Below are 6883 nucleotides of genomic sequence, written 5' to 3'. Positions count from 1 at the left end.
GCGGCGGACTGTGCGCCTTGCTTCCGGCCCAAATCGGCTCAAACGCGATCCACTCACCAAACGTCAACAGCCCCTAGTTTGCGGTGGCAAGTCCGCGCGGCCTTGAGCTCGAGCGCCACGCCATTTTTCTGCTCTGCAGCTCTTTTAAATATTTAATTTGCATTAAAAAATCGTATCAAGGTAGCCTTACCTACCTCAAATGCCGCCAACCGCGTTACACTGGCGGCCTTGCGGGGCCGCCAGCGGCTCCAGGGAGCCTGCTCGAACGCGCCGTACGGGCTTCATTCATGATTACAGCGGGCTGGCCCACAGCCCCGGCACCTCGTGATTGAACATGAACACAAACCAATCCACACCGCTCACCCGCACCGACTACAAGACCCTGGGTCTGGCCGCGCTGGGCGGCGCGCTGGAAATCTACGATTTCATCATCTTCGCCTTCTTCGCCACCACGCTGAGCAAGCTGTTCTTCCCGCCGGACATGCCGGAATGGCTGCGGCTGCTGCAAACCTTCGGCATCTTCGCCACCGGCTACCTGGCGCGGCCGCTGGGCGGCATCCTGATGGCGCACTTCGCCGATGTGCTGGGCCGCAAGCAGGTGTTCAGCCTGACCATCCTGCTGATGGCCGGCCCCTGTCTGCTCATCGGCCTGATGCCCACCTACGCCGACATCGGCATCCTCGCCCCGCTGACCCTGTTGTCGCTGCGCATTCTGCAGGGCGCGGCAGTGGGCGGCGAGGTGCCCAGCGCCTGGTCCTTCGTCGCCGAGCACGCGCCGCTGCGCCATCGCGGCTACGCGCTGGGCGTGTTGCAGGCTGGGCTGACTTTCGGCTACCTGCTGGGCGCGCTGACCGCCACTTTGCTGGCCCGCGTGTTCACGCCGCAGGAAATGCTGGATTACGGCTGGCGCATTCCCTTTTTGCTAGGCGGGCCGTTTGGGCTGATCGGCGTCTGGCTGCGCCGCTGGCTGAGCGAGACGCCGGTGTTCCTGGCCATGCGCGAGCGTCAGGCCGAACGCGCCGCCTATCCGCTGCTGGACGTGTTGCGCCGCCACAAAGCCACCCTGCTGCCTGCGGCTGCGCTGACCTGCGTGCTGACCTCGGCGGTGGTGGTGCTGGTGGTGGTGACGCCCACGCTGTTGCAGCAACGCTTCGGCATGCATGCCGACCACGCCTTTGCCCTGAGCAGCGTGGGCATCGTGTTCCTCAATATCGGCTGCGTGATCGCCGGCCGGGTTTGCGACCGCATCGGCCAGCGCCGCAGCCTGATCCTGTACAGCGCGCTGCTGCCGGTGGGCGTGGCCGTCCTGTACGGCAGCCTGATTGGCGGTTGGGCCTGGCCAAGCCTGGCCTACGCTTTTGCTGGGCTATGTTGTGGGATTGTCGGCGTGGTGCCGTCCATCATGGTGGGCATGTACCCGGCCGATGTGCGCGTTTCCGGCATTTCGTTTACCTACAACATCGCCTACTCGATCTGGGCCAGCGTGACGCCGCTGTTGCTGATCGCCGCGATGCCTTGGAATCACTGGATTTGCGTGCTGTATTGCGCAGCAGTGGCGCTGGTGGGAATTTTCTGCGCCCGCAGCGCGCGCCCGGCGCGGGAACCTTTGCTGGACCAGGCGCTCTACCAACGCGGATGAAACGTTTGACCGCATGGTTTGACGCGGCCGCGCCAGGCTGTTAGCGTGGGTTGGCGCAGGCTATGCTTTGCGCCATGCCATGTCTGCGTTTCGAGTCGGTTTCGTTCACCACTGTCAGGAGGTTGCCATGTCCAATGCCACCATCGCCAAGGAAAAAGAACAGCTGCTGGATGACGTACGCCAAGTTTTGGCCAGCACCGAAGAACTGATTGACGCAACCGTCGACGACGGCAGCGCGCACAGCAAAGAGCTGCGCAAGCGTCTGGCCGAGAAGCTCGGCACAGCCAAAATCAAGCTGCGCGACGCCGAACAGGTCGTCGTAGGCAAGGCCAAGGAAGCAGTCAAGGTCACCGACGATTACGTGCATGAAAACCCGTGGAAGTCCATCGGCATCGCAGCCGGCGTCGCCTTCTTGCTGGGCATGCTGGTATCCCGCCGCTGATCGATATGTCCGATCCATCCCGCCAACCCCGCCCCGGCACCCTGCGCTCCTTCGTCAATGGCGTCGTGTCGCTGTTGCTGACGCGCGCCGAACTGCTGTCCCTGGAAGCGCAGGAGCTGAAAGATGACGTCGTCGGCAACCTGCTGCAAGGCATGCTGGGACTGGTGCTGCTGGGATGCGGGCTGATCGCCTCCGTGCTGGCCTTGTGGGCCTTGACGCCGGCGCCGTGGCGGCTGGCCGTCATGGCCGGCCTGGCGCTGCTGTTCTGCGGCGCCGGTGCGATACTGTTGCTGGGATTGCGGCGCAAAATGCGGCATCAAGCGGCCCCGTTCGCCACCACCCTGGAAGAAATGCGCAAGGATTGGGCTGCATTGGGGCCCGGCGGAGACAAGCCATGACGCCGCAAGACCGCGCCTTGAAGAAGCAGCTGCTGGTGATGAAGGGCGAGGCCTTGCGCGTCAAGCTGCGGCTGGAGCAACAGAAGCTGGCAGGGCCCTTGCAATGGGCTTGCGATGGCCTTTCATTCTGGCGCGCGCCCGGCGGCTTAGGCTCGGCCTTTGACCTCTTGGGCAAGCTGATGCCAAGCGACAAGCTGGGTCGTTGGCTGAAAAACGGCGCGGCTTTACTGGCAGCTTGGCGGCTGCTGCGCCGCGCTTTGCGGCACTGACCGCATACGCGGCCTGCTCCTCACTCTCACACTGCAGTCGAAGACGCATCCGCTGGCGCGCTCACGCTCACATCCATTTGACCGCTGAGCGCCGCCAGCGCCTCCGGCCCGCCTTTGAGTATGGTGCCCACATCCTGCAGCGCTTTGCCCGCCTGTTCCTGGTCCTCTTTCATCTTCCGGTCTTCTTGCCCCTGCAACTGCAAGGCCATTTGCTTGATGAAGGCCTGGACCATCTTCAGCGTGAGCAGCATCTCCTGAATATCCAGATCTGCGGCTACCGGGTTGCCATGGGCCAGCATATTGCGCAATGCCGCTTGCGGATCGGCGGCATTGGCTGCCGCCTGGTCGGAAACGCCCTGCTGGGCCGACGCGGCCGCGTCGGACGATCCTGCCGGCGCATCGGCCTGGCTAGCCGGCTCTTGCGTTGCATTGCCGCTTGCCGGTGCGGCGGCGGAAGCCGGCGATGCATAGGCGGACGCACTGGCCGATGCGACAGCGGCCGCCTCGGCGCTGCTGGCAGCTTGCGCGTCGTCCGCCGCATTACCCTGCCCTGGCGAGGCGTCTTGAGCGGATGCGGCTGCCGAATCGGCTGAGGGCTGATCCGCCGCGCCGCCTACGCTGACTGCCATCTGCTGATCCGCGGCATTCTGGGTCATGCTGGCAACCAGGCTCTTCAGCTCGCGCGCCAATTGCGCCAACTGGCTGGCCAATGCCCGCAAACCGGCTTTGTCGCGGGTCATCATCATCATCTGGCGCAAAGCATCCACTCTTTGCTTCAGCAGCTGCTTATCCATCTGGTCCGCCGCGGCGCTTTGCCGCTTGACCGGGCGGCTCAGATCGACCCGGAGTTTTTGCATATAATCCTGCCAGCCCTGATTCAGCGACTTCTGCAAATCGCTGCGGATGCTGGGCATGAGCGCGGCAGGCGAGGGCTGCGCATCCGGGCCGCTTCCCTCCGCCAGGGGCGCGGACGGGGGCGTTGCAACAGACTGGGCGTTGGAAACCAGACGATTGCGCCACTGCTCGATGCCTGCGATGGCGGACTGAATGGTGATCACGGACATGGTTGGGCTTTCGACTATTTTCTACTCATATCGACCGTTTTTCTGCTTTCTGTATGCCAAGCCAGCCAGATAAAACCGAAATAAAATGCGATATGCCTACCCTCGCCTACTATTGGAAGTCAATGATCTGCATGGCGCCGACACGCCCCGTCCGCCCGCGCCTAGCCGGATTTGGTCAGCCAGACCAAACCGGCGATAATGACCACATTGCCGCAACCGTATTTGTTTTCCTCTTGTGACGCTGACATCCCCCCCGCTGCCGCCCTCGGCTCTGGCCTGGCTGGCCGAACTGAATATCCACACTCGCCAGCAATTGCTGGATTGCGGCGTGGTCACCGCTTTTCTGCGCCTGAAAGCCGCCGGCCATACCGTGACCCGCCGGCTGCTGTTCGCCCTGGAGGCAGCCGCGCGCGGCATCCATTGGCAAGATCTGCGCGATGAGGACAAGGCCGCCCTGCTGCGGCAACTGACCGATCATCCGCCGGTTTCCCTGCCGCCCGCGCAAGCGGAAATTCAGCGCTTCCTGAAGCTGGCGCGCGAACTGGCGGCACAGGCCGCCGCCGAAGGCGAAGTGCCTGTCGGCGCGCTGGTGGTGAAGGACGGCGAGGTCGTCGGCCGTGGCTACAACCAGCCGATTGGCCGCCATGACCCATCGGCGCATGCCGAAATGCTGGCGCTGCGCGACGCTGCCGCGCGTCTCGGCAACTACCGGCTGGATGGCTGCGATCTTTACGTCACACTGGAGCCATGCCCGATGTGCAGCGGGGCCATCCTGCACGCCCGCATCGCCCGGGTGATCTACGGCGCCCGCGACGCCAAGACCGGCGCGGCCGGCAGCACAGTGAATCTATTCGCCGACGCTCGACTCAATCACCACGCCGCCGTGTTCGGCGGCGCGGAGGCAGAAGCTTGCGCGGAACAACTGTCAGCCTTTTTCCGGCGACGCCGGCAAGATGGCAGGGATGATTGACATGCGAAGCTTGGCCGCCATTCTGATCGCCTGCCTTGCCCTGACCTGCCATGCCGCGGACGACGCGGCATGGATGCTGCAAGCGCAAACGGATGGCCCCTTGCAAACCACGCACCCTAATGCCCGCCATTACGGCGCGCCATGGATCTGGGTGGGAGTAAGGTCGCAAACGCTGCGGCTGCTGGATGGCTGGGGACGGATTCAAAAAGAGTACACAGTCTCGACGGCCAAGAACGGCGTCGGCGAAACCAGCGGCAGCTTCCAGACGCCGCGCGGCTGGCATACGGTGTGCGACAAGATAGGCGATGGCGCGGCGGAAAACACCATCATCTTCCGCCGCCAGGTCACGCCATGGAAATACACGCCGGCACTGCACGCGCAATACCCGAACAAGGACTGGATACTGACCCGCATCCTATGGCTATGCGGCCAGGAAGCAGGACGCAATCAAGGTGGGAATGTCGACAGCTATGATAGAGCGATTTACATCCATGGCGCCGGCGATCATGTACCATGGGGCCACCCCAGCTCGCTGGGGTGCGTCCGCATGAAGAACCGCGATGTGATAGAACTGTTCGATGCCGCGCCCAATGGCATCGATGTATGGATAGACGAGAATTCCTGATGCACTCCGCACTGAACCTGGCCACTCCGGCCCTGCTGTTTCCTGCCGTCTCGCTGCTGCTGCTGGCCTACACCAACCGTTTTCTGGGGCTGGCCAGCATCATACGCAATCTGTACGAAGAGTACCGCGACAGCAAAGACCAGAAAATCCTGCGCCAGATCGGCAATCTGCGCACCCGCATCACACTGATCAAATGGATGCAGTTCATGGGCATCGCCAGCCTGTTCCTGTGCACCGTGGCGATGTTTCAGATCTACACCGGCTGGCAGGCGACGGGGGAAATCACCTTCGGCGCCAGCCTGCTGTGCATGATCGCCTCGCTGGCCATCTCGCTGATCGAGCTGATCCGCTCATCGGACGCGCTGAATATTCTGCTGTCCGACCTGCAGGCCGAATACGACCGCCAGCACTAACGCGTCGGCTCAATCACTGCCGGGAAAAACCGGGCCGCGTCCTTGCGCGCCACCATCAGATGCAGGGGCAACTCGACGCGCCGCCGCTCGCCTCCATGGCCCCAAGCCCGGGCGATGCGCAGGCAGGCCTCGTCCAGAATGCTCTCACCCAGCGCCTGCTTGCACAACTTGCTGGCGGACGTGGTGTTGAGGAAACCGAGAAAATGATCCAGGGTCCAATCTTCGCGGATGGAAAAGCTGGGCGCCTTCAGCAAGGGCAGCGGGCAACCGCTACCGCGGAAATCATCCCATAGCAACTCGCAGCGGCTGGACCAGAACGGTTCGATGATGGACCACAGCACGCTGCAGGCCTTGTCTATCTCCGGCGTCACCACGCAATGATGGTATCCCCAGGCGGCAAAGATTCCGCCTGGCTTCAGCACACGCTGCGCCTCCGGCCAGAACGAAGGCAGGTGGAACCAATGCAAGGCCTGGGATACGCAAATCAGATCGAAGCAGTCGTCGTCAAACGGCGTCACCTCGGCCGGACATTCGCGGTAGTACACCTGGGTATGCCGTTCCGCCGCCGATAGCTGGTTGGAGCTGATATCGGTGGCATCGACGCGAGCAAAGCTATTGCCCAGCCGCACCGCAGTCTGGCCGCTGCCGGTCGCGCAATCCCAAGCCCGCTGGTAGCCGGGACACAAGGGCAGCAGCCAGTCATACAGCGATTCTGGGTACGCGGGCCGAAAGCGCGCGTACAAATCCGAATACAGACTGAATGCTTCGACGGAGCTGGTTGTCATACTCATTATCCGGTAAGTAAAACCACTGAAACCATGCCGTGAACATTTTCAGTATGTATGACGTAAGCGGCGGATTTGCAAGACAAAAATAAAATTAAATCGCCTGGCCGCAAGTGGTTGCAGCCAAGTCACAACACACTCCCTAATAGAGAGATTCACCAGTTCCACTCTGGAAGATCCTGGCACTCGACCAGCCAAAAAAATGGCTATGTCCCAATTACAAGTTGGTAACTACACTGAAGTAAGCCTCTCACCAGGAGCGTGATGATGGATACCCA

Annotated in this window: 9 protein-coding genes; 7 read left to right on the top strand and 2 right to left on the bottom strand. The window is 62.4% G+C overall.

Annotated elements, in window-relative coordinates:
* The first annotated feature begins 334 nt into the window (after window positions 1-334).
* The 4 genes from QUG01_RS19700 (at window position 335) to QUG01_RS19685 (ending at window position 2748) form a co-directional block, all read left to right on the top strand.
* A complete protein-coding gene (locus QUG01_RS19700) occupies window positions 335-1639 on the top strand; it encodes an MFS transporter (protein ID WP_500831575.1) in 1305 nt (434 codons plus the stop codon).
* A gap of 127 nt (window positions 1640-1766) precedes the next feature.
* The gene (locus QUG01_RS19695; RefSeq protein ID WP_500831574.1) at window positions 1767-2081 is read left to right on the top strand and encodes an ElaB/YgaM/YqjD family protein; all 315 of its coding nucleotides are present in this window, start codon (window positions 1767-1769) and stop codon (window positions 2079-2081) included.
* Between the two features lie 5 nt (window positions 2082-2086).
* Window positions 2087-2479, top strand: coding sequence for a phage holin family protein (locus tag QUG01_RS19690; protein WP_500831573.1), 393 nt, complete (start codon window positions 2087-2089; stop codon window positions 2477-2479).
* Window positions 2476-2748 (top strand): hypothetical protein, encoded by a 273-nt coding sequence (locus tag QUG01_RS19685; RefSeq protein WP_500831572.1) that lies wholly within the window; start codon window positions 2476-2478, stop codon window positions 2746-2748. Before QUG01_RS19690 ends, QUG01_RS19685 begins: the two co-directional genes overlap by 4 nt.
* 26 nt (window positions 2749-2774) lie before the next feature.
* Here the strand turns inward: QUG01_RS19685 and QUG01_RS19680 are convergent, their stop codons facing one another.
* Window positions 2775-3812: a hypothetical protein gene (locus tag QUG01_RS19680; protein ID WP_500831571.1), complete on the bottom strand. Its 1038-nt coding sequence runs from the start codon at window positions 3810-3812 to the stop codon at window positions 2775-2777.
* 235 nt (window positions 3813-4047) lie between these two features.
* Between QUG01_RS19680 and tadA the strand changes: the two genes are divergently transcribed.
* From tadA to QUG01_RS19665, 3 genes are read left to right on the top strand one after another with little or no spacing between them, the layout of a single operon-like run.
* Window positions 4048-4782, top strand: coding sequence for a tRNA adenosine(34) deaminase TadA (tadA, locus tag QUG01_RS19675; protein WP_500831570.1), 735 nt, complete (start codon window positions 4048-4050; stop codon window positions 4780-4782).
* 1 nt (window position 4783) lies between these two features.
* Window positions 4784-5407 (top strand): L,D-transpeptidase family protein, encoded by a 624-nt coding sequence (locus QUG01_RS19670; RefSeq protein ID WP_500831569.1) that lies wholly within the window; start codon window positions 4784-4786, stop codon window positions 5405-5407.
* Window positions 5407-5820 (top strand): DUF2721 domain-containing protein, encoded by a 414-nt coding sequence (locus tag QUG01_RS19665; RefSeq protein ID WP_043628709.1) that lies wholly within the window; start codon window positions 5407-5409, stop codon window positions 5818-5820. Before QUG01_RS19670 ends, QUG01_RS19665 begins: the two co-directional genes overlap by 1 nt.
* Here the strand turns inward: QUG01_RS19665 and QUG01_RS19660 are convergent.
* The gene (locus QUG01_RS19660; protein ID WP_500831568.1) at window positions 5817-6605 is read right to left on the bottom strand and encodes a class I SAM-dependent methyltransferase; all 789 of its coding nucleotides are present in this window, start codon (window positions 6603-6605) and stop codon (window positions 5817-5819) included. The two genes, QUG01_RS19665 and QUG01_RS19660, sit on opposite strands and share 4 nt — an antisense overlap.
* Window positions 6606-6883 lie beyond the last annotated feature (278 nt).

The organism is Chromobacterium sp. CCUG 76385, from assembly GCF_059916625.1.
This window is presented reverse-complemented; position numbering and strand designations above follow the sequence as displayed.

What these genes read in the sequence shown, in the direction of transcription:
- QUG01_RS19685 (WP_500831572.1), top strand. Translation starts at nt 2,476, where the DNA reads ATGACGCCGCAAGACCGCGCCTTGAAGAAGCAGCTGCTGGTGATGAAG.
- QUG01_RS19665 (WP_043628709.1), top strand. Translation starts at nt 5,407, where the DNA reads ATGCACTCCGCACTGAACCTGGCCACTCCGGCCCTGCTGTTTCCTGCC.
- QUG01_RS19680 (WP_500831571.1), bottom strand. Translation starts at nt 3,812, where the DNA reads ATGTCCGTGATCACCATTCAGTCCGCCATCGCAGGCATCGAGCAGTGG.
- QUG01_RS19670 (WP_500831569.1), top strand. Translation starts at nt 4,784, where the DNA reads ATGCGAAGCTTGGCCGCCATTCTGATCGCCTGCCTTGCCCTGACCTGC.
- QUG01_RS19695 (WP_500831574.1), top strand. Translation starts at nt 1,767, where the DNA reads ATGTCCAATGCCACCATCGCCAAGGAAAAAGAACAGCTGCTGGATGAC.
- QUG01_RS19660 (WP_500831568.1), bottom strand. Translation starts at nt 6,605, where the DNA reads ATGACAACCAGCTCCGTCGAAGCATTCAGTCTGTATTCGGATTTGTAC.
- QUG01_RS19690 (WP_500831573.1), top strand. Translation starts at nt 2,087, where the DNA reads ATGTCCGATCCATCCCGCCAACCCCGCCCCGGCACCCTGCGCTCCTTC.
- QUG01_RS19700 (WP_500831575.1), top strand. Translation starts at nt 335, where the DNA reads ATGAACACAAACCAATCCACACCGCTCACCCGCACCGACTACAAGACC.